The 18013-nt window shown below is 64.5% G+C and carries 20 protein-coding genes; 11 read left to right on the forward strand and 9 right to left on the reverse strand.

The genetic code is table 11. From position 1 onward, the window contains the following. Positions 1 to 74: 74 nt before the first annotated feature. Positions 75 to 1046: a threo-3-hydroxy-L-aspartate ammonia-lyase gene (locus tag ACEN9P_RS01965; protein ID WP_495620931.1), complete on the reverse strand. Its 972-nt coding sequence runs from the start codon at positions 1044 to 1046 to the stop codon at positions 75 to 77. A gap of 149 nt (positions 1047 to 1195) precedes the next feature. Between ACEN9P_RS01965 and ACEN9P_RS01970 the strand changes: the two genes are divergently transcribed. The 3 genes from ACEN9P_RS01970 to ACEN9P_RS01980 all read left to right on the forward strand — a co-directional run bounded on the left by ACEN9P_RS01970 (position 1196) and on the right by ACEN9P_RS01980 (position 4834). Next, positions 1196 to 3745, forward strand: a complete 2550-nt coding sequence (locus ACEN9P_RS01970) for an FtsX-like permease family protein (RefSeq protein WP_495620932.1) — start codon at positions 1196 to 1198, stop codon at positions 3743 to 3745. Positions 3746 to 3928: 183 nt separating this feature from the next. Then, a complete protein-coding gene (locus ACEN9P_RS01975) occupies positions 3929 to 4393 on the forward strand; it encodes a hypothetical protein (protein WP_477662509.1) in 465 nt (154 codons plus the stop codon). Between the two features lie 201 nt (positions 4394 to 4594). Next, a complete protein-coding gene (locus ACEN9P_RS01980; RefSeq protein ID WP_413329346.1) occupies positions 4595 to 4834 on the forward strand; it encodes a hypothetical protein in 240 nt (79 codons plus the stop codon). Between the two features lie 13 nt (positions 4835 to 4847). On the opposite strand, the gene ACEN9P_RS01985 is transcribed toward ACEN9P_RS01980, so the two are convergent. Continuing rightward, complete coding sequence (locus ACEN9P_RS01985) at positions 4848 to 5759, reverse strand: LysR family transcriptional regulator (protein WP_495620933.1); 912 nt, start codon at positions 5757 to 5759, stop codon at positions 4848 to 4850. A gap of 79 nt (positions 5760 to 5838) precedes the next feature. Here ACEN9P_RS01985 and ACEN9P_RS01990 point away from each other — a divergent pair, with 79 nt between their 5' ends. Both ACEN9P_RS01990 and ACEN9P_RS01995 read left to right on the forward strand, forming a co-directional pair. Further along, positions 5839 to 6264 carry a DoxX family protein gene (locus ACEN9P_RS01990; RefSeq protein ID WP_477662511.1) on the forward strand — a complete coding sequence of 142 codons (426 nt, stop codon included), beginning with the start codon at positions 5839 to 5841 and terminating at the stop codon, positions 6262 to 6264. Between the two features lie 18 nt (positions 6265 to 6282). After that, positions 6283 to 6984, forward strand: a complete 702-nt coding sequence (locus tag ACEN9P_RS01995; RefSeq protein ID WP_495620934.1) for a glutathione S-transferase family protein — start codon at positions 6283 to 6285, stop codon at positions 6982 to 6984. Positions 6985 to 7051: 67 nt separating this feature from the next. On the opposite strand, the gene ACEN9P_RS02000 is transcribed toward ACEN9P_RS01995, so the two are convergent. Next, positions 7052 to 8281 (reverse strand): phospholipase D-like domain-containing protein, encoded by a 1230-nt coding sequence (locus ACEN9P_RS02000; protein WP_495620935.1) that lies wholly within the window; start codon positions 8279 to 8281, stop codon positions 7052 to 7054. 175 nt (positions 8282 to 8456) lie between these two features. After that, positions 8457 to 9350: a LysR family transcriptional regulator gene (locus ACEN9P_RS02005; protein ID WP_477662517.1), complete on the reverse strand. Its 894-nt coding sequence runs from the start codon at positions 9348 to 9350 to the stop codon at positions 8457 to 8459. Positions 9351 to 9485: 135 nt separating this feature from the next. Here ACEN9P_RS02005 and ACEN9P_RS02010 point away from each other — a divergent pair, with 135 nt between their 5' ends. From ACEN9P_RS02010 to ACEN9P_RS02035, 6 genes are all read left to right on the forward strand, one after another. After that, complete coding sequence (locus ACEN9P_RS02010) at positions 9486 to 9752, forward strand: DUF1127 domain-containing protein (RefSeq protein ID WP_495620936.1); 267 nt, start codon at positions 9486 to 9488, stop codon at positions 9750 to 9752. Between the two features lie 42 nt (positions 9753 to 9794). Beyond that, positions 9795 to 10877, forward strand: coding sequence for a PLP-dependent cysteine synthase family protein (locus tag ACEN9P_RS02015; protein ID WP_495620937.1), 1083 nt, complete (start codon positions 9795 to 9797; stop codon positions 10875 to 10877). Between the two features lie 10 nt (positions 10878 to 10887). Next, the gene (locus ACEN9P_RS02020) at positions 10888 to 11994 is read left to right on the forward strand and encodes a lipocalin-like domain-containing protein (protein ID WP_495620938.1); all 1107 of its coding nucleotides are present in this window, start codon (positions 10888 to 10890) and stop codon (positions 11992 to 11994) included. A gap of 39 nt (positions 11995 to 12033) precedes the next feature. Further along, the gene (locus ACEN9P_RS02025) at positions 12034 to 12327 is read left to right on the forward strand and encodes a YciI family protein (protein WP_495620939.1); all 294 of its coding nucleotides are present in this window, start codon (positions 12034 to 12036) and stop codon (positions 12325 to 12327) included. A gap of 98 nt (positions 12328 to 12425) precedes the next feature. After that, positions 12426 to 13031, forward strand: coding sequence for a hypothetical protein (locus ACEN9P_RS02030; RefSeq protein WP_495620940.1), 606 nt, complete (start codon positions 12426 to 12428; stop codon positions 13029 to 13031). A gap of 68 nt (positions 13032 to 13099) precedes the next feature. Continuing rightward, on the forward strand, positions 13100 to 13546 hold the full coding sequence (locus tag ACEN9P_RS02035; protein ID WP_495620941.1) for a PaaI family thioesterase: 447 nt from the start codon (positions 13100 to 13102) through the stop codon (positions 13544 to 13546). Positions 13547 to 13638: 92 nt separating this feature from the next. On the opposite strand, the gene ACEN9P_RS02040 is transcribed toward ACEN9P_RS02035, so the two are convergent. From ACEN9P_RS02040 to ACEN9P_RS02060, 5 genes are all read right to left on the reverse strand, one after another. Continuing rightward, positions 13639 to 14481 (reverse strand): hypothetical protein, encoded by an 843-nt coding sequence (locus ACEN9P_RS02040; protein WP_495620942.1) that lies wholly within the window; start codon positions 14479 to 14481, stop codon positions 13639 to 13641. Positions 14482 to 14583: 102 nt separating this feature from the next. Beyond that, positions 14584 to 15243 (reverse strand): DUF1281 family ferredoxin-like fold protein, encoded by a 660-nt coding sequence (locus tag ACEN9P_RS02045; RefSeq protein WP_495620943.1) that lies wholly within the window; start codon positions 15241 to 15243, stop codon positions 14584 to 14586. 49 nt (positions 15244 to 15292) lie between these two features. Beyond that, on the reverse strand, positions 15293 to 15748 hold the full coding sequence (locus ACEN9P_RS02050) for a hypothetical protein (RefSeq protein ID WP_477662527.1): 456 nt from the start codon (positions 15746 to 15748) through the stop codon (positions 15293 to 15295). 201 nt (positions 15749 to 15949) lie between these two features. Then, positions 15950 to 16399, reverse strand: a complete 450-nt coding sequence (locus ACEN9P_RS02055; protein WP_477662528.1) for an SRPBCC family protein — start codon at positions 16397 to 16399, stop codon at positions 15950 to 15952. Between the two features lie 14 nt (positions 16400 to 16413). Further along, on the reverse strand, positions 16414 to 17982 hold the full coding sequence (locus ACEN9P_RS02060; RefSeq protein WP_477662529.1) for a DHA2 family efflux MFS transporter permease subunit: 1569 nt from the start codon (positions 17980 to 17982) through the stop codon (positions 16414 to 16416). Positions 17983 to 18013 lie beyond the last annotated feature (31 nt).

Raw genomic sequence — 18013 nt, forward strand, 5'->3', positions numbered from 1 at the left:
CAGCCGGCAAGCCTCAAAAAAAGCGGGCCCCAGCTGCCCAGGGCAAAGCCTCGCGCCCCTGCCCTTGCGGCGGCTCAGCGCGCGGCCAGCAACTCCGCGTAGCGCGCCAGGTCGACGTTGCCGCCGCTCACGATGATGCCTATGCGCTCGCCCTTGGCGGGCGGTTTTTCTTCCAGCGCCTTGCAGGCGCCGGCAAAAGACAGGCAGCCCGTGGGCTCGACCACCATCTTCATGCGTTCGGCGAAAAATCGCATGGCCTCCACCAGTTGCGCGTCGCTCACGGTAAGGATGTCGTCCACGTCGCGGCGGATGATGCCGAAGGTGTATTCGCCCAGGTACTGGGTCTGCGCGCCGTCGGCGATGGTCTTGGGTGTGGCGATGCGCACGATACGGCCGGCGCGCAGCGATTGCTGGCCGTCGTCGCCGGCTTCGGGCTCCACGCCGTAGACCTTGCACTTCGGTGCCAGCGCGCGCGCCGCCAGGGCCGAGCCACTGGTGAGGCCGCCGCCGCCCAGGCAGATGTAGAGACGGTCCAGCGTACCGGCCTCCTCGAACAGTTCCTTGGCGGCCGTGCCCTGGCCGGCGATCACGTCGGGGTGGTCGTAAGGCGGGATCAGCGTCATGCCGCGCTCGGCGGCCAGGCCCTGGGTGAGCGCCTCGCGGTCTTCGGTGAAACGGTCGTAGAGCACTACTTCAGCGCCGTAACCGCGCGTGGCGGCCAGCTTGGCGGCGGGCGCGTCCTGCGGCATCACGATCACCGCCGGCATACCCAGCATGCGCGCCGACAGCGCCACGGCCTGCGCGTGGTTGCCCGAGGAGAACGCGATCGCGCCGGCCTTGCGCTGCGCCGCGTCGAACTTCGACAGCGCATTGAAGGCGCCGCGAAACTTGAAGGCGCCCATGCGCTGGGAGTTCTCGCACTTGAAAAAGAATTGGGCACCCCATCGTGCCTGGGCGGTGGCCGATGTCAGCACCGGCGTGCGGTGCGCATGGCCTTCAATGCGCGCGGCGGCGGCAGTGACATCGTCGTAGGTAGGGAGTTGCATGGTGGAGCAGGCTTTCATGGGAGGACGAAAAATTCAGGGCCTAGCTTAAACGAAGGTGGTGTTTTCCCGGCAGCAACAGGCAAGCCCTTTCTGTACCGGTACAGATGCCGGCTGGCGCTGCATTTGCGGGGCTGAAGCACAATGAGCCCATGCGCGCCCTGCTCTTTAGTTTCTCCTGGCGGGAATTGAAACACCATCCCTGGCGCAACGCCGCCGCGGCGGCGGCGGTGATGCTGGGTGTGGCGCTGGCGTTTTCGGTGCAGCTGATCAATGCCTCGGCGCTCAGCGAGTTTTCCCAGGCGGTGCGCGCGGTCAACGGCCAGCCCGACCTGGAACTGCGCGCCGTGCAGGGCGGCTTTGACGAAAGCCTTTACCAGCGCGTGGCCGGCGACCCGCGGGTCGCCCTGGCCAGCCCGGTGCTGGAGATCAGCACTTATGCGGCCACACAAAGCGCTGCCGGCAAGACCGAACGCCTGCCGCTGCGCATCATGGGCGTGGACGTGCTGGCGGTCGGTGCCATGGCGCCGGCCCTGATGCCAGTGCCCGCGTCGAACGCCGACCGCTTCGCGCTGTTCGCGCCCGGCACGGCGTTTTTGAATCCGGCCGCGCGGCAGCTGTTCGGCGCCTCTTCGCTGCGCCTGCAAAGCGGCCTCGAACTGCGCGGCGTGAGTGTGGCCGGCAGCGTGGGCGCGGGCGGCGGGCCACTGGCCGTGATGGACATCGCCGCCGCGCAAGACCTGTTCGGCAAGGGCGGCCAGCTCTCTCGCATCGACGTGCGGCTCAAGCCGGGCACCGCGGCACAAGGCTTTATCGCCTCGCTGCAATTGCCGCCCGGCATCACGGCCACCGCGCCGGGCGATGCGGCCGAACGCGTGAGCAGGCTCTCGCGTGCCTACCGCGTCAACCTCACGGTGCTGGCGCTGGTGGCGCTGTTCACCGGCGCTTTTCTCGTTTTCTCGGTGCTCTCGCTCAGCGTGGCCAAGCGCGCGCAGCAGTTCGCCTTGTTAGGCGTGCTGGGACTTACCGGCCGCGAGCGCCTGCGCCTGGTGCTGGCCGAATCCGTCCTGCTGGGCCTGGCCGGCAGCGGGATGGGCATCGCGCTGGGCACGGCGCTGGCCGTGCTGGCGCTGCGGCTGCTGGGCGGTGACCTGGGCGGCGGCTTTTTTTCCGGTGTCGCGCCCAGCCTGCAGTGGAATGGGGCCGCGGCTCTCAGCTATGGCGCGCTGGGCGTGCTGGCCGCGGCCGTGGGCGGCTGGTGGCCGGCGCGGGCCGCGCAAAAGCTGCCGCCCGCGCAAACCCTCAAGGGCCTGGGTGCCAGCGGTGGCACCGGCAAGGGCCACTGGCTCAGCCTCGCCCTGGTCGCCGCCGGCGGCCTGCTGGCGCTGGTGCCGCCGCTGTTCGGTATTCCGCTGGCGGCTTATGTGTCCGTGGGCCTGCTGCTGGTGGGCGGCATCACGGCCCTGCCCTGGCTGATCGCGTTGCTGTACGACAGGCTCAGCCCCCACGTCGCCCACCACCTGTTGCCGCTGCTGGCGGTGGAGCGCGCGCGCCGCGTGCGCGAAAGCGCGGCCGTGGCCGTCAGCGGCGTGGTGGCCTCGCTGAGCCTGGCGGTGGCGCTGACGGTGATGGTAGCGAGCTTTCGCGAATCGGTCACGCGCTGGCTGGACGTGGTGCTGCCGGCCGATCTTTATGTGCGCACGGCGCTGGGCAGCTCGGCCAGCGACACCGCCTATTTTTCGCCGGAATTCGTCGAGGCGCTGGGACGCCTGCCCGGTGTGGCGCGCGTGGGCGCTGCGCGCACCGTGCAGCTGCTGCTGGACCCGGCCAGGCCGGCGGTCACCCTGATCGCGCGCCCGCTGGACGACCCGGCCAGCGCGCTGCCGCTGGTGGGCCGGCTGCTGCCGGTGCCGCCCGGGCATATCGGCATCTATGTGAGCGAGCCTATGGTCGACCTGTATGGCGCGCAGCCGGGCACCGTCTTTCGCCCGCTCTCGCAATCATTGGGCGTCACGGCCGCCGGCACACCGGCGCCGCCGTTTTATGTGGCCGGCGTCTGGCGCGACTATGCGCGCCAGTTCGGCGCCATTGCGATGGCCAGGGCCGACTTCGAAAGCCTGAGCGGCGACCGGCGCGCCAACGACCTGGCGCTGTGGCTGGACGGCAGCGCGGGCGACGCGCAGGTGCAGCAGGCAGTGCGCACGCTGGCCGAGCGCCAGTCGGGCGCTGGCGCGCTGCTGGAGCTGGCCTCGGTCAGCGAGCTGCGCGCGACCTCGCTGCGGATCTTCGACCGCAGCTTCGCGGTCACCTACTGGCTGCAGGCAGTGGCGATTGCCATAGGCCTCTTTGGCGTGGCGGCCAGCTTCAGCGCCCAGGTGCTGGCGCGCCGCAAGGAATTCGGCCTGCTGGCCCACCTGGGCCTGACACGGCGGCAGATCCTGGCCGTGGTGGCCGGAGAAGGCGCAGCCTGGACATTGATAGGCGCGCTGGCCGGCCTCACACTGGGGCTGGCGGTCTCCACCGTGCTGGTCTACGTGGTGAACCCGCAAAGCTTTCACTGGACCATGGACCTGATGGCGCCCTGGCTGCGCCTGGGCCTGCTGTGCGCGGCCGTGGTGGTGGCGGGCACATTGACCGCCTGGCTGGCCGGGCGCGCCGCTGCCGGCAAGGATGCGGTGCTCGCGGTCAAGGAAGACTGGTAGGCCGCGGCCGCGCCTGGCCGGGAGGGCGGCTGGGTGCACGCAGCCGCGCCGTCCTACAGCGCGCAAGGCCGGTTTCCCACGCCGCCCGGCCCTGCCGCGCCGCACACTGGTTCACATGCGGACCCGGCACCCGGGTCACACATTCGCCCCCTTCTGTCATTCCTTCACGCACGGGAGCACGCCATGAGCACCACCCTGAACGCCAATCCCGCCTCCCACGCCAACCCTCATACAGGCGCGGCCGGCCAGCGGCCGCCGCAGATGGCAACACGGCTCGCCCACGGCCTGCTGGCCGTGCGCAACGAGGATGGCAGCGTCACGCTGGAGATGGCGCAGCCGCTCACGCTGCAAGCCGAGGAGCTTGAAGACCTGGTGACGGACCTGGCCGGCTTGCGCGCCGAACTGGACCCGCCCTATCCGCTGGACTGCCCGCCGCTGTGCGCGCTGGAGCCCTGCTACACGCCGCGCCACTGGGTGGCCTGCGACCCGCTGACCGGCAAGATTTTGCTGTTCCTGCGGCACCACCTTTTCGGCTGGCTGGGCATCGTGCAGACACCCGAGGCCTCGCTGGAAATGCTCAAGTCGGTGGCCGTGGAGATGAAGAAACTGGAGCTGTCGGAGCGCAGCCCGGGCCAGGGCCTGCACTGAACTAAAGGATTAGCGGCGGGACTTCCCGCAATCACATCGGCTTAGTTTTTGCCAATGCAAGCGCCTTCCGGTGAAGGCGCTTTCTTTTGCTTACGCATGGTCACGTTTTTGTCCCGCAATTGTCATCACGGCGCCGCCCTGCGCTCCTACCATGGAGGCCATACCCCCCCAAACCGAAATCACTTCAAAGAGGTCTTCACCATGGCATACGTCAAAGCACCGCCACATGACTACCGCATTGAAAACGTCGACCCGGTCAAGGGCAGCCTGTTGCCGCCCAGCAGTTCCAACCATGTTTTTGCGGACTATTCCCTGGCGGTCGCCGTCGCCGTCAAAAGCGTCGCCGACCCCACCCGCCAGGAAGTGCGCGTGGTCCACATCCCCAGCGGCGAAGTCGTGTTCCGCACTTCCGGCTCTTCCGGCGCCAGCCAGTCGTTTTGATTTTGCGAACAGCTCAGGCCAGCCGCACGCTGGCCGCGAAATGGTCGTAGACCACCGCGATCCTTCGCAGGTGGCGCGACTCGGCATGCGCCAGCAGCCACAGGTCTGACTCGCAACCTTCCAGCGCGCCGCCCAGCGGCACCAGCGCCGGCTCACCGCCCAGCATGAACACCGGCACAATGCCCACCCCCAGCCCCGCCTTGATCGCATCCATCACCGCCACGATGCCGTCGGCATAGTGACGCGGTGTCACCTTGGGCAGCTGCTTGCGGCGCCACAGCACCGAGGGGTGTTCGGGCAGGGCTTCATCGGGCGCTATCCAGTCAAAGCCGGCGAGCACGTCCAGCGCTGAAGGTTTCTTCGCCGCCGACAAGGCCTTGGCCTGCGCCTTGAGGCCGCACAGCACAAAACGCACCGTGCCCAGCTTGCGCCCCACCAGGTGGTCGGGCGGCTTGCGTGTGGCGCGCAGGGCCAGGTCGGCATCGCGCCGGCTCAGGCTGGCCAGCTCGTTGCCGGTTCGCAGGTCCAGCTGCAGCAGGGGGTGCTGCGCCAGCAGCGGCTTGATGGAGGGCAGCACCAGCCCGCGCAGCACGGCGTCGGTGGTCGTGAGCCGCACCCGGCCGGCCACGCCTTCATGCGGGTGCTGGGCGCCGGCGCGCGCGGCTTCGAGTTCGGCCTCTATGCGCTCGGCATGCGGCACCAGGCCCAGCATGGGCTCGGTCGGCAGGTAACCGAGGCGGGAGCGCTCAAACAGGCGCTGGCCCAAGCTTTTCTCGATCCGCTGCACGGAGCGGAACACCGTGGAGGCGTCGGCACCCAGCCGCCGCGCGGCTTCGGCCAGCGTGGCGCCGCGCACCAGCGCCAGCAGGGTTTGCAGGTCGTAAGCCGTCAAGGCGTATTGCGTTTTTGCAATCGATGTTTTCATGATCGCTAATTTACATTGCTTTCTTGCAAACATACAGTAGCGGCTCCTTCAACTCCCGCCCCTGACCGGGCACCGCACCATGAACACCACCTCTTCTGCTGAAAACCTCGCCGCCAGCCACGGCGCCGCGCTGCTGCGCATCGCGCTGGGCACCATGTGGATCACCCACGCGCTGCTGAAAATTTTCGTCTTCACCCTGCCCGGCACGGCGCAGTTCTTTGAATCGGTGGGCCTGCCCGGTTTTATGGCCTATGCCGTGGTCGCGGCCGAGCTGGCCGGCGGTGCCGCGCTCTTGCTGGGCTTTTACGGCCGCCAGGCCTCGCTGCTGCTGGCGCCCGTGCTGGCGGTCGTGGTCTGGGTGCACTGGCCCAACGGCTGGGTGTTCACCAGCCCCAAGGGCGGCTGGGAATACCCGCTGTTCCTGCTGGTGGCCTCGCTGGCGCAATGGCTGCTCGGCGACGGCGCCTGGGCCGCGCGCCGCAGCAGCCTGCTGGCGCCCCGCTGAATGCACAAGGAGCGCGCCATGAAGCTCACCCTCATCAGCCACGCGCTGTGCCCTTACGTCCAGCGCGCGGCCATCGTGCTCGCCGAAAAAGGCGTGGCCTTTGAGCGCCACGATGTGGACCTCGCCAACAAACCCGGCTGGTTCAAGGCCGTCTCGCCCCTGGGCAAGACGCCGGTACTGCTGGTGGACGAAGACGCGGTTTTTGAATCGGCCGTGATCTGCGAATACCTGGACGACACGCTGCTGCCGCGCCTGCACCCGGGCGATGCGCTCCAGCGCGCACGGCACCGGGCGTGGATGGAGTTCGGCTCCAGTGTGCTGAACACCATCGCCGCCTTTTACAACGCACCCGATGCGGCGAGCTTCGAGTTGCAGCGTGAAACCCTGCAGCAGCGGTTTTCTCGGCTTGAGGCCGTGCTGCCGGAGCAAGGCCCCTATTTCGCTGGCGCTGCTTTCAGCTTGGTCGACGCCGTGTTCGGCCCGGTGTTTCGCTACTTCGATGTACTGGAGAGCGCTGGTGAAACGGGGTTGTTTGACGACATGCCAAAAGTTCGCGCATGGCGCACAGCACTCGCTGCACGCCCGTCAGTGAAACAGGCCGTGGGCAGCGGCTATGCCGCGGAGTTGCACCGCTTCTTCACGGCGCGTGGCTCTGAGCTCTCTCGCCGCATCACAGAGTGTGAAAGTCAAGCTAGATGCTATGAGGCGGACGGCTGCTGACAGCCAAATGCAGACATTCTCCGAGCTTAGACCCTCCCGGACTGGGGCGACCTTCGGCTGTGACTTGCTAGGAACTCGGGTCGTAGACTAAGGCATCCAAGAGTGCCGCACGCCCGTCCCACGCTTGAGCTTGCAAGCCGTCCATCGGGCGATTTGAGCTCCACCAGGGCGACATGCACATAGGCATTACGACCCTGTCCCAGTAGTACTCCCCGTCGCTGAGCCGTGAGACCGCTTCGTCTAGAAGCGTCGCCAGTTTCTTCTCGTTCTTGCTGTTGACAGGTACAAAGATGTCTGGGCGTTTGACGCACGCGAGGCGGGTGGCCGAAGCCCGGCCAATGCCTCCGCCTGCACCGGCGGCAGTCATGAGCGCGCCCCAATAAGCACCCCAGTCGTCTCTGGCGACAGGGCCATCCGCAGGAATTAGCTTCAACGCATCGGAAATGCCCTCAGGCCGCTCGAGGACGAGCTCTCCAAAAGACTTTCGATAGCGCAGCGTGTTCGACATCTCTCCAAAGTAGTTCCAGTCGACACCGTCCATCCTGATCATCTCGGCGGTGGCGAGACCAGCCACGCGTCGCCTGTCAACCTCTGGCATACCTGCAAAGCTATCGTTGCGAAGGAACACCTCTTTGATGCGGCGCAACACCTCCAGGCGCCTCTCCAGCCCGTGAAGGTCGAACTCGCGTACCCGTTGGAACCAAGTTTCCCAATCAAGGTAGATCGGCGTGTGCTTTCGAGCTTCCTCCGTGCGCGCGTCAGGCATGGCGTCGTATAGGCGGTCAACATCACTCTTCTGACGCTTCGCGAGGCGGTACAAGTCCTCGTATCGCGCGAGAAACGCATTGCTAATGATGACGCAGTGCTCACGCGACTGAACCTCGATGAAAGTGAGGAGCTCTTGCGCTGCCGGGTCGTCTTTAGCGAAATCGGTCACCGTGCTCAACTCGATATTCCTTTCGAACGCGCCACGAGTGAGATTGTGGCTGCCGACGATAGCGGTGTACCGATCCTCGTGTTCGAAGACATACAGCTTTGGATGAAACAGAGGGCCGGCATTGCCTCGAATAGCCACTGCCGAATATTTGCGCAGCTCACGCAGGCACTCGGGGGCCGTATGGAAACTGTGGGTACCAATTACTAAATGACTGAATTTGGCTATATGAGTGAGCGCAGCTTCGTAGGTTTTGCTCGGCGTTGCCCAGGCAACGGCCCAAGCGGCGCTCTTGCAGCTGTTCAACTGCTCAACCACTACAGCTGTCGCCGCAGCGCTGTTTATCAAAACCCTCACTGACATGCTTCAGTCTCCTCGCCTCTAGTTGGCAGCCAGTGTAATAAAGCTAGCAAATCTTTCGCGGCAAGTTGCGACACGCAGAACGAAAAAAGGCGACGAAGAAGCAAGTAACGACTGCAATGGGCCCATGGAGACTACGCTGCCTTATCAGCGCCTTGAGCTGAGACCACGCCCTACCTTAGGCCTGACGAAACTTCGCCAGCGTCTTGAGCAGGTTGCGCGTGGCGCCGTCCAGCGCCTCCGGCGGCCGGTGCACCATGGCCGTGTGGCGCACCAGCGCGGGCTTGAGCGGCAGCAGCTGCACGTCGTGCCGCACATGGGACTCTTGCTCCGACTCCTCCCGGGGCAGCACGGCGGCGCCGTAACCGGCAGCCACCAGGCTCTTGATGGCCTCGGAATAATTGAGCTCGATGCGCGCGCGCGGCGTGAAGCCCGCGTCGGCAAACCAGGCCATGGTCATGCGGTACATATGGGTGGGCGTCTCGTTGAAGATCAGCGGCTTGCCGGCCAGCCAGGCCGGCGTGGCGTGTTTCGGCGCCTTCCAGCGCCTGGGCACAAAAGCCATCATGGGGTCGCTGCGCCAATGGGTAATCACCATGCCGCGCTGCGCGGGCGGCGGCGTGGCGACCAGGCCCACGTCCAGCGTGCCCTGCGCCAGCCGCTCCAGGGTGTCGGCCGAACCCAGGATGCTGACCTCGACGTCGATGTCAGGATGTGCCAGCTCCATGGCCTTCAGCACCTGCGGCAAAAAGTAGACCAGTACCCCGGTGGTGCTGCCCAGGCGCACGCGGCCGGCGCGGCCTTCGACGTGGCGCTTGACCGCATCGACCGCATCATCGGCGTCGCGCAGCAGGCGGCGGGCCCGCTCCACCAGCACGGCGCCGGCCGGCGTGGGCTCCACCTTGCGGCCGCCGCGCACCACCAGCGGCGTACCCAGGCGGCTTTCGAGCTCGCTCACATGCAGGCTCACGGTGGGCTGCGCCAGGTGCAAGCCCTGGGCCGCGGCCGAAAAAGTACCCAGGTCGGTGATGGCCACCAGGGTGCGCAGCTGGTCCAGGTTCAATTCGCGCATGGAAGATGCTTCATAAGGTGTCTCATCAGGAATGCTGATAAGTTTGATCAGAAAACTCAACTTCCACAATACCAGAATAAATTGCACCATGGGCGCCTGGCTTCATCCACACCGTCACCCCCCAAGGAGCACCCCATGCCTGCCGCCACCATTCCCACCGTCTCACCGGGATTCAGCCTCACAGCGGGACTGCAGCGCTTCGCGGGCCTGGCAGCGGCGCTGTGCAGGCTTGCGAGTGCCCGGTTCGGACCATCGTGGGGCGGCGCACAGACACCCACCCGCCTGCAGCGGGACGAACTGATGGCCATGAGCAGCCATGAACTGAACGACCTGGGCATAGGCCGCAGCGAGATCCCGGCCCTGTTCGGCGAGCCCTCTTCCTGGAGGGCCAGCCGGCATTAAAAGCCGGCCACCAGGGCCTTGCTTGCTGCGAGAATCGGGGCCATGGCCGCCCCCCAAACCCCCAGCAGCTCCTGGCTCAGCGCCGCTGTCGTCCGCATTGAAGCCGACTACCAGCGCAGCGCCGACACCCACCTGATCCCCCTGCCGCTGCCGGAATTCGCCGCGCGCGGCATCGATTTCTACCTCAAGGACGAATCCACGCACCCGACCGGCAGCCTCAAGCACCGGCTGGCGCGTTCGCTGTTTTTGTACGCGCTGTGCAACGGCTTGATCCATGAAGGTTCGACCATTGTCGAAGCCTCAAGCGGCTCCACCGCGGTCAGCGAGGCCTACTTCGCGCGCCTGCTGGGCCTTTCCTTTATCGCGGTGATGCCGCGCAGCACCTCACCCGAAAAAATCGCGCAGATCGAGTTTTACGGCGGGCGCTGCCACTGGGTGGACAGCGCCGCGCAGGTGTATGACGAAGCGCGCAGGCTGGCCCGGGAAAGCGGCGGCCACTACATGGACCAGTTCACCTATGCCGAGCGCGCCACCGACTGGCGCGGCAACAACAACATCGCCGAAAGCATGTTCAGCCAGATGGCGCGCGAAAGGCATCCCGTGCCGCGCTGGATTGTGGTGGGCGCGGGCACGGGCGGCACCAGCGCCACCATAGGCCGCTATGTGCGCTACCAGCGCCACGACAGCCGGCTCTGCGTGGCCGACCCGGTGGGTTCGGTCTTTGCCGCCTATCACCGCAGCGGGGATGCGGGCCTCACCGGCGCAGGGTCGCGCATTGAGGGTATAGGCCGGCCGCGCGTGGAGGCCAGCTTTATCCGCACCGTGATAGACCGCATGGTGGAGGTCGCCAATGTGGACTCGATCGCCGCCATGCAGGCGCTTTCGCAGCTGCTGGGCCGCCGTGTCGGGCCGTCCACCGGCACCAACCTGGTCGGCATGCTGGCGCTGGCGCACGAGATGCTGGCGCGCGGCGAGCAAGGCTCCATCCTGTCGCTGCTGTGTGATTCGGGTGAGCGCTACCTGCCGACTTACTACAACGCCGAGTGGGTGGCCGGGACCATCGGCGACTGCACGGCCGCCCAGGCGCAGGTCGCCAGCTTGCTGCGGCCCGCGCCCGCCGCCTGAAGAAACTCCCATGCCCTTGCCGCCGCCCACGCGCACCTTGCCCGCCCTGCTGCCCAGGCGCGGCCTGCTGCTGGCCGGCGCCGCACTGGCCGGATGGGGAGGCACCACCAGTCCGGCCCAGGCCCTGCCCGCCAAAACCCTGGTGTTCCCGCGCGACCGCGGCGCCCATCCCGACTTTCGAACCGAGTGGTGGTACATCACGGGCCAGGCCAGTGCCGAAGCGGGCAAGCGCGTGTTCGGCTTCCAGCTCACCTTCTTCCGTTCGCGCGTGGACGCGACCCAGGGCATGGCCTCGAAATTCGCCGCTAAACAATTGCTCTTTGCCCATGCGGCCCTGACTGACCTGCAGGGCAAAAAACTCTGGCATGACCAGCGCATCGCGCGCGACGGCTTTGGCATCGCCACCGCCAGCGAACGCGACATGGACCTCAAGCTGCGCGACTGGTCGCTCAAAGCCCAAGGCGGCAAGTACATCGCAGAGTTGCCGTCCAGCGACTTCGCGCTCAAGCTGGCGTTTGAGGAGACACAGGAGGTGCTGCTGCAAGGCAAACAAGGCCTGTCGCGCAAAGGCCCCGAAGAAAAGCAGGCCAGCTACTACTACAGCCAGCCGCAGCTGGCCACACGCGGCACCGTGCAATTCAAGGGCCGGGATTTTGCCGTGAGCGGCAAGGCCTGGCTGGACCACGAGTGGAGCGAAGAAATCCTGCACCCCGACGCCGCGGGCTGGGACTGGATAGGCATGAACCTGAGCGACGGCAGCGCCCTGACCGCCTTCCGGCTGCGCGGCAAGGACGGCGGCACGCTGTGGGACGGCGGCTCCTTCCGTTCGCCCACGGGCGGCTTGTACAGCTTCAGCCGCGGCGAAGTCATCTTCAAGCCCGTGCGTTACTGGAAAAGCCCGCTGACGCAAACCAGCTACCCGGTGGAATGGATAGTCCGCACGCCGGCCGATTTTTATACCGTGCGCGCCGTCATCGACAACCAGGAGCTCGACAGCCGCCAATCCACGGGCTCCATTTATTGGGAAGGCTTGAGTGAGCTGATCGACAGCAACGGCAAGCTTGTGGGTATGGGGTATCTGGAAATGACAGGGTATGCGCAGCCGCTTCGGATGTGAATTCGCCGTCTCTCTTCAAATTTCAACAGGAGAAAATTCATGCGTTGGGTAGCCATCTTTGACGACAAGCCCGGCATGCTGGCCGTACGCCGGGAACGCGAGCCGCTGCACCTGGCTTATCTGCGCGCGCACGAGAGCGAGATCCTGGCCGCAGGCGGGTTGCGTGAAGCGCCGGGTGGCGGCTTTGTCGGTGGGCTCTGGGTTCTCGAGGTTGCGTCGAAGGAGCGCGCCGCCGAACTGGTGGAGAACGACCCCTACTTTGTGCCCGAACACCGCAGCTATCGCTTGTTGACTTGGGGCAAGGCCTTGGCTGACAAGCAGGTCGTGCTGTAAACAGCTTGCACCTTGTCCCTACGACGGCCAGGATTTCGAGCAGGGTGACTACACTGTGGAGTTGCCCCACAGGCCCCACTCCTTAAGTCCCAACAATAATGGAATTTTTCACCCTGGTGACTTGCGTCGCCATAGTCGTCTACATCCTCAAACTGTCGGAGGAACGCCGGCGCATTGCCCTGCTGGGCAGCCACCTGGGCCAGTACCAGATCGAAAAACTGATGGAGACCCTGACCGACGGTTACCTGCGGGCCCTGGGCGAGAAAGAACCGGAGCGCCGCGAACAGGTCTGGAACCAGCTCGCCGGCAGCGAACTCAAGCTGTGCGAGCAGTTCACCCTTTTTGCCGCGGGCTTTTCCAAGGTCGATGAAGTGCAGGCGCGCACCAGCAAGCTGCCGATCACGTTTCCCTTCGCGACCAAGCTGCTGCCGGGCCTGAGCTTCGACATGCGGAAAATGCTGGCAGTCCACGCCCAGGGCATTCTGCGTGCGGCGGAAAACAGCGCCCAGCGCACGCCCAAGGACAAGGCCTTCACCATGTCAGCCGAGCTGTTCCTGATGCAGCACAGCTGCCACTGGTTCTGCAAGTCCAAGGCCGTGGCCTCGGCGCGCATGATGGTGCGGCACAAGACCTCGCATGAGCAGCTCGTGGCATCGGTGTCGCCCGAGACGCGCGAGGCCTATCTCGCGTTGACGGGCCGGTGACGTCACCGGCCACCCGCCTGTCACCCGCGCTACAGCGCGCCACCCCTGTCCGTCCTATATTTCCAGCCATGACGGACTCCACCCTGCTGAACACACTGCAAGCGGTAAACCACACCGCTTCCTTCAACCGCTGGGCCGGCTTTGAGGTTGTTCGCGCCGCAGCCGGCGAGGCCGAGATACACATGGCCTGGCGCGGGGAGGACATGGGCCAGTACGCGGGCTATCTGCATGCGGGCCTGATAGGCGCCATGCTGGACACGGCCTGCGGCTATGCGGCGGCCACTGTGTCGGGCCGCGTGCTGGCTTCGCACTTTTCAGTGAACTGCTTGGTACCCGCCGTGGGTCGCGGCTTTGTGGCGCGTGGGCGTGTGGTGAAAGCCGGGCGCAAGCAGGTGTTTGCGAGCGCGGAGTTGTTTGCCGAACAGGACGGCGACGAGTTGGTGCTGGTGGCTACGGGCAATGCGATTCTCGTGCCGGTGGAGGCGTCCGCCGGATCGCCTGCTCAAGCAAGCTGAATATCGGCAGTCAATGCGTCGGCAACGGTGCCCGTGCTTTCAGGCGGTGCCGGCCGAAAGATTGAATTTTTGATGTCGTGTGCAGGACGAAATCATGGTTTCAATTCGTTCGGAATACGCCCCTTGCGAAAGACGTTCGGCGCGGCAAACAAGCGCTCGACCGCCTTCCCCTCAAGTACGTAAGCTTCATCCCCACACGTTTGGCGCCAACCAGGATGATATGGAAATGTGAGGAAGAGCTTTTGAGGGCCGTCTATCGATAGCAGGCTCCAATCAAAAGAACGCCAGTTAACACAGGCATTCATGTCATGGTCGTCCAATTGCCTTTCGCAGATCAACTTTGGGTCACGAGACCTGCTCTTCAAGCAAACGGCATATGCGCGCTTGTCCTCCTGGAACGTTTTTTCAATCGCCGTACCAAGCAGAGCATTCAGTTCTTCCTGAGCGTCGGCCTTGAACAGTGATTGAACAGGAACCTGGACTCCCGCTGCGTAGTCGAAAACCAAAGTCTCAATGGCATGCTGCGGCCGGGTACCTCCAAGCCATTCCGTGTACAAGGTAAAGAGAATATAGGGGCCGAAGATATGTTCAGGGAACAACTCAGATTGCGTATTGGCAGAACCGCGGAATTCTTTGTCGCGGCCAAGTTCCGCCAAAACACGCGAGTCCTTCATGGCCCGTGCTCGACGTGAAATCTCCGTGTCACCTTGAAACAACGCTGTCAGCGCAACCGTTCGAGCCCAGCCATTTAGCTTTCCGAGGCGTGTTGCGTTTTTATCCGAGAACACAGGGTATTTCCAGGCTACCGAATAGGCTCCGTTTTCCGGCGGCTCACGAGCATCAGCCGGCCATTCCGGGACCTCGCCTCCCGCATATTTGAAATTCGACGGAGCATCAACGGTCTCGCTTGCTGCTGCAGCAATAGACGTGGCCATTGCGAAAACCAGGATTGCGTTTAGAGCCCAGACTAATGGATTGAAGCGAACGCATGCTGCCATGACTTGGAGGCCTCCATGAAATGTATGTCAGAAGATCTGTCAAGTTCTGATGCCATCGTTCCGAATCTCCCGCAATATGTCCGCCGCGGGCCGATTGAGCTTCTCAATTTCCCGGCCGCCCTTGAGAACATAGTCACCGCCCCAACGCAGATGCTCGTCCGCATACAGGACCCGGACTTCGAGCGCCGGCCACTTCTTCGACAACGCCTTGACCAGCGGCTTGGGAAAGGCTGATGCAGTGGTGAAGCGGACAGTGATCGCATCAGCCCCTGCTTCAATCTTTGAATCTTCGGCGTTCCACTTCGAGCCCCAATGCTTTTTGCACCAGTCGTACCAGGACCCAAAGCCGTGCTTCTCGATGTTCTCCTTGTACTGGCGCGCGGGCGCCAGGTACATCTCCGCGCAATCAAGGCTGCGAATGCATGCCAGCAGTTGTTCGCGGGACTCGAGCGGAAACGGATGGCCGAGCTTCGCGGCCGATTCCTTCCATGTCCAGTACTTGGCGGGCTCTGTCCAGTCGCCGTAAAGCGCGTCGTAACCCGTTGTCACCGCGCTGCTTTCTTCAATCTCAAGTTCAGGCGGCATCGGAATCACCGAATTGAAATCGAAGGCTTCCGCGCTGAAATGGGCATCGCGGCAAGATGCCAGCGAATCAGGGTCTCCTGAAAGTCGCAGCAAAGCGAATACGGCGTCTGACATGGCAGCCTAGACCTGGCGGGTGGGCAAGGTGGGGGTCGGGAACAGGCGTCTATTTCAACTCGGCGTAGCTCATCTCGCCAATCTTCTTGGCAAGCGTGTCTATCCCCAGCCAGGCGTTCCGGTAGTAGTCTTCAACGGAGTAGGTCCTTCCCTGGTAGGCAATGACGGCCTTGATCTCGTCCTTGCCGGCGAACGCCCCGGCGAGGAAACGCGAGGCGTCCTCGCGGGCCGTGTACGACTTGACAGTCAGGCTTGCCTCTTTCTGCGTCGTTACCTTGCGCCCCGCCTTGGCGGCGGCTTCGTTGTAGCCGGCAACAATAAGGGAAGGAATCTGCGGTTTGACCACGCAGGGACCGCAATCCAGGGTCACTTTGAGGGCAGGCAGCTCAGCCATGGGAGCAGCGCTGGCCTGGGGCGCCGAGCCGGTTTGAGTCGTGGTGGCACAGCCCGAGATGACGGCCGCACCGGAGATGAGAAAAAGGCCCAGGTGATTTTTTATGCTCAAGGTAACTCCTTCGTGTGGTGATGGGGTTGACGAAGCCTGGGCTAGTGTAAGGGGCCAGACTGCGGCGCGGCCTGGCGGGCATGCGCTGGCCCGCACGTCAAACACCGATTGCAACACGACCGTGCAAGCCCTTGCGTGGGCGAGCCGGAGCTGTCAAAACACCAGCGAGACCACCATAGAGGTTCGCGCCTGCGGTGCTACTCAGGCATCGCGGCAATAACACCGCTCTGCGAACTGCTTCAGGATACCCAGCGTCCCGGCCCAGTAAAACTGCAGGTGCTTGAAGATGCTGACCGTCGGGAAGCCTGCCGCCATGAGTGTCAGCAATGTGGCATCCCCTTGGGGTGCCAGGCTGAACGTCAAAGTCGTGAAATTTTCGGGTTCATCGGGAAGCTGTGACAGGGAGCTCAAATGGGTGTAGCTGAGCCGCTCCATGGGCTTGCACTCCAGGACCACACCGATATTCCGGAAGGGCAAATGGTGGAGGCCACTCACCACCATAGCGCTGCCGACCTGCCAATCGGTCTCTATGCCGATTTCCATCTCTGGCTCGCCCATCCACAGCTTCATTTTCCCGGTATCGATCAGGCTGTCCCACACAAGCGGCCTTGGTGCCTTGATAAGCGTGTTGAGTTCGAAGGACTGCGTCACGGGAATCACACCGGCTAGTGCGCCCCGGCCGCCGCGTCCGCACTCCCCGCCCCCGCCTTGGTATGCCGCGTCAAGAACACCAGCGGAATCAGCAGCAGGAAGATCAGCGCCGAGACATAAAACACGTCGTTGGCCGCGAGCATATAAGCCTGCTGGTCGGCCAGGCGGTTGAGGGTGCCCAGGGCCTGTTCGGGCGTGAGGCCGGCGCCGGCCAAACCATTGAGGGCGCTGTTGGTGGCGCTGCTGCCCTGGTTCACGTATTCGCTGATCTGCGCGTGGTGCATGGCGGCGCGGTCCTGCCAGATGGTGGTGGCAATCGAGGTGCCGAAGGAGCCGGCCGTGATGCGGACGAAGTTGGACAGGCCCGACGCCGCCGGGATCTTCTCAGGCGCAATACCCGACAGCGTGATGGTGACCAGCGGGATGAAGAAGAAGGCCATGGCCACGCCCTGGATGATGGTCGGGATCATGATGGTCTGGAAGTCGGCCTGGGTGTTGAAGTGCGAGCGCATCCAGAGCACCAGCGCGAACACCATGAAGGCAAAGGCGGCGAAGCGGCGCGGGTCGACCTTGGCGATGTTCTTGCCGACCACGGGCGACAGCAGCAAGGCAAAAGCCCCCACGGGCGCCAGCACCATGCCGGCCTGCGTGGCGGTGTAGCCCATGTACTGCTGCAGCCACAGCGGCAGCAGCACCACGTTGCCGAAGAACAGGCCGTAGCCCACCGACAGCGCGAGCGCGCCGGCCCAGAAGTTGCGTTTCTTGAACAGCGTGAGGTCCACCACGGGGTGTTCTTCGGTGAGTTCCCAGATCACGAAGGCCGCCAGGCCGACCAGCGCGATGATGCCCAGCGCAATGACTTCACCGGAATGGAACCAGTCGAGCTCCTGGCCCTTGTCGAGCATGATCTGCAAGGAGCCGACCCAGACCACCAGCAGCGCCAGCCCCACGGAGTCGATGGGCAGCTTTTTGGTGGGGCTTTCACGTTTGTGGAAGATGCTCCAGGTGATGAAGGCCGCGCCGAAGCCGACGGGAATGTTGATGTAAAAAATCCAGGGCCATGAGATGTTGTCGGTGATCCATCCGCCCAGCAGCGGGCCCATCACCGGCGCGATCAGGGTCGTCATGGACCATAAGGCCATGGCCAGCCCGGCCAGCGCTTTCGGGTAGCTCGACAGCAGCAAGGCCTGCGACAGCGGGATCATGGGCCCGGCGACCAGGCCCTGCAGCACGCGCAGAAAGATCAGCGTGGTCATATTGGGCGCCAGGCCGCACAGCCAGGAGGTCAGCACAAACAGCATGACGCTGGCGGTGAAGAGACGCACCTGGCCGAAGCGCTGCGACAGCCAGCCGGTGAGCGGCACGGCAATCGCGTTGGCCACGCCGAAGCTGGTGATGACCCAGGTGCCCTGGTTGGGGCTCACGCCCAGGTCGCCGGCGATGGCGGGCAGCGACACGTTGGCGATGGAAGTGTCCAGCACGTTCATGAAGGTCGCGGCCGACAGGGCCAGCGTGCCCCAGAGGCGCGCCGACCCCGTCAGCGGCGGGGGTGGGATATAGGCGGAAGCAGGTGCGGAAGCCATGAATGCCTTGCGAGGAAAGAGCGGATGGAAA

Source organism: Polaromonas sp. Polasp52 (genome assembly GCF_059491565.1).

Bases quoted from the DNA above. Each gene is read 5' to 3' on its own strand.
- ACEN9P_RS02025 (WP_495620939.1), top strand. From the start codon at position 12,034: ATGCGTTGGGTAGCCATCTTTGACGACAAGCCCGGCATGCTGGCCGTA.
- ACEN9P_RS02060 (WP_477662529.1), bottom strand. From the start codon at position 17,982: ATGGCTTCCGCACCTGCTTCCGCCTATATCCCACCCCCGCCGCTGACG.
- ACEN9P_RS01965 (WP_495620931.1), bottom strand. From the start codon at position 1,046: ATGCAACTCCCTACCTACGACGATGTCACTGCCGCCGCCGCGCGCATT.
- ACEN9P_RS01975 (WP_477662509.1), top strand. From the start codon at position 3,929: ATGAGCACCACCCTGAACGCCAATCCCGCCTCCCACGCCAACCCTCAT.
- ACEN9P_RS02015 (WP_495620937.1), top strand. From the start codon at position 9,795: ATGGCCGCCCCCCAAACCCCCAGCAGCTCCTGGCTCAGCGCCGCTGTC.
- ACEN9P_RS01995 (WP_495620934.1), top strand. From the start codon at position 6,283: ATGAAGCTCACCCTCATCAGCCACGCGCTGTGCCCTTACGTCCAGCGC.
- ACEN9P_RS01970 (WP_495620932.1), top strand. From the start codon at position 1,196: ATGCGCGCCCTGCTCTTTAGTTTCTCCTGGCGGGAATTGAAACACCAT.
- ACEN9P_RS01985 (WP_495620933.1), bottom strand. From the start codon at position 5,759: ATGAAAACATCGATTGCAAAAACGCAATACGCCTTGACGGCTTACGAC.
- ACEN9P_RS02010 (WP_495620936.1), top strand. From the start codon at position 9,486: ATGCCTGCCGCCACCATTCCCACCGTCTCACCGGGATTCAGCCTCACA.
- ACEN9P_RS02000 (WP_495620935.1), bottom strand. From the start codon at position 8,281: ATGTCAGTGAGGGTTTTGATAAACAGCGCTGCGGCGACAGCTGTAGTG.
- ACEN9P_RS02040 (WP_495620942.1), bottom strand. From the start codon at position 14,481: ATGGCCACGTCTATTGCTGCAGCAGCAAGCGAGACCGTTGATGCTCCG.
- ACEN9P_RS02030 (WP_495620940.1), top strand. From the start codon at position 12,426: ATGGAATTTTTCACCCTGGTGACTTGCGTCGCCATAGTCGTCTACATC.
- ACEN9P_RS02020 (WP_495620938.1), top strand. From the start codon at position 10,888: ATGCCCTTGCCGCCGCCCACGCGCACCTTGCCCGCCCTGCTGCCCAGG.
- ACEN9P_RS01980 (WP_413329346.1), top strand. From the start codon at position 4,595: ATGGCATACGTCAAAGCACCGCCACATGACTACCGCATTGAAAACGTC.
- ACEN9P_RS02005 (WP_477662517.1), bottom strand. From the start codon at position 9,350: ATGCGCGAATTGAACCTGGACCAGCTGCGCACCCTGGTGGCCATCACC.
- ACEN9P_RS01990 (WP_477662511.1), top strand. From the start codon at position 5,839: ATGAACACCACCTCTTCTGCTGAAAACCTCGCCGCCAGCCACGGCGCC.
- ACEN9P_RS02045 (WP_495620943.1), bottom strand. From the start codon at position 15,243: ATGTCAGACGCCGTATTCGCTTTGCTGCGACTTTCAGGAGACCCTGAT.
- ACEN9P_RS02035 (WP_495620941.1), top strand. From the start codon at position 13,100: ATGACGGACTCCACCCTGCTGAACACACTGCAAGCGGTAAACCACACC.